This is a genomic window from Nonomuraea sp. NPDC003201, assembly GCF_053590415.1.
On sequence record NZ_JBSFTC010000684.1, the window covers coordinates 1 to 2010 of the forward strand.

The window sequence follows — 2010 nt, forward strand, 5'->3', positions numbered from 1 at the left end:
GGCGCAGCGCCACCGCGGCGGCGGGGCTCGGCACGGCCGTCATGCGGGCGCCTGCCGGCGGAACCGGACGGCGTCGGCGATGACCACGCCGTTGGCCGCGTCGCTGAGCTCGACATATCCCTCGAGGCCGGCCCGGAAGGAGAAGGTGCCCAAAGACGTCCATTCGCCCATGCGCGGGTCGGGCACGCCGCGCACCTGCTGGTTGACGGCCACCGGAGTGGTGCCTGCGGCATGGTGGACGACGTAGGGGGCGTTGGTCGCCCGGTTGGGGTCGGCCGCGTAGGAGACGAGCACCTCATAACGATCCTCGCCCGGGAGCGCCGGTCGCCACCGCGCGGTGCTGGCGCCGGTGCCGCGGGCGTGCGTCAGGTAGTTGAATCCGTAGTATCCGCTGACGCCCCTGCTGCTCGGCCAGGTGCCGGTGGTCTCGAAACCGAGCCCGCCGTTGTCGACGGTGACCTCCTCGCGGACGTCCGGCGCGGCGGAGCCCCGGACGAGGCTCAGCTGGTCGAGCGAGATGGCCGTGCCGCCGCCCCGGCCGGCGCCGGCCAGCGTGAAGCGGATGGTGTGCGGGCCGGGCAGCAACGCCATCCGGCCCAGGTAGGCGACGTCGTAGCCGTCGCCGCGGAACGACGTCAGATCCAGCGTGGAGGTGCGCGGCGCCTTCCCGTCCACGGTCACCGTCACGAGGCCCCCGTCGCCGGAGCGGAAGTAGCGCAGCCACAGTTCCGGCCGCCCGCCCGGGGCGGCGACGAAGGGGTACTCGATGTAGTCCCCGATCGCTCCGGGGGTGAAGACGGCGCGGGCGCCGCCGCGCGCCGTGGCCTCCTCCACCACGGTCACCGTCCCGCCCGACCGGGTGGCCCGCACCGCCGGGCGGCCCAGGTCGTACGTCCTCTCGGTCAGCTTCGGAACGGTGACCAGGCTGTCCCGCCCCTGCGTCAGCCACTCCAGGTTGAACCGGGCGGCGGCCACGCGCCGCGGAGAGCCGTCGAGGTCGCCGTCGCAGCCGTAGAGGAGGATGATCGTGCCGTCGGACAGGGACGCCAGGTCCGAGTAATATCCCCGGCCCGGGTTGACCGAGCGGCTGTACCTGAAGGAGTGGCCCTCGTCGTAGCTCACCGCGACCGTCATGTTCCAGCGCATCGGCGAGTCGGGCCGGCTGAACAGCACGCGGTTGACGTCCTCGCTGCCCGGCCCGCCGGTGTAGCGGATGAGGCCGGTGTCGACGCCGTTGAAGAGCGCGGGGCTGAAGTCCATCCTGGGCGGCGACCAGGTCAGGCCGCCGTCCGTGCTGACCGCGATGTCCCGTGGCCAGTCGTTGCCCGAACCGGGCCGGCTGTTCATCACCACCGTGCCGTCCGCACGCTGCACCAGCCTGGCCTCGCCCACGACGGGGTAGCCGTCGCCCATCGGCACCTCGCCGCCGGACCGCCACGTGGCGCCGTGGTCGTCGCTGTAGACGGTGGAGGCGCCGTAGTGGCGATCGGCGGTCGGGACGCCGGTGATGATGGTGCGGTGGGACACGGTGAGCAGCAGCCGGCCGGAATCGAGCTGGATGCCGTGGCCGGGCCCCGGGCCGTGCATCGCCCAGTTGTACGGGAAGTGGTCGAAGAGCCCGGCCAGGCTGCGCGGTTCGCTCCAGGTGACGCCGCCGTCCTTGCTGGAGATGACGTACACCGTGCTGGAGTCGGCGGAACAGCTGGTGTTCTCGGGTAACTGCACGCAGAGCCCGTGGAAGAGGAACACCTCGCCGGTCACCCGGTCCACCACGAAGGTGGGGTTGGACCAGGACTCGCCGTCGACGGACGCCGCCACCGTCTGCGACGGGTTCCAGGTCTTCCCTCCGTCGGTGCTGCGGCGGACGAGCAGGTCGTGCGGTCCGGCGTCGCACACCTGGTGCCGGCCTTCCGTGCAGGCCAGGATCGTGTCGTCGGGCAGGACGGCCAGGCCGTACACGTGGTAGCTGGCCAGCGGATCCACGGCGGAGGCCACCTTGTGGGACTCCGC

The 2010-nt window shown here is 72.2% G+C and carries 1 protein-coding gene; it reads right to left on the reverse strand.

Annotated features, from left to right (window positions below; genetic code table 11):
- Positions 1-39: 39 nt before the first annotated feature.
- On the reverse strand, positions 40-2010 hold a 1971-nt coding region (locus ACWDX9_RS62705; RefSeq protein ID WP_449973352.1), incomplete at its 5' end, for a golvesin C-terminal-like domain-containing protein.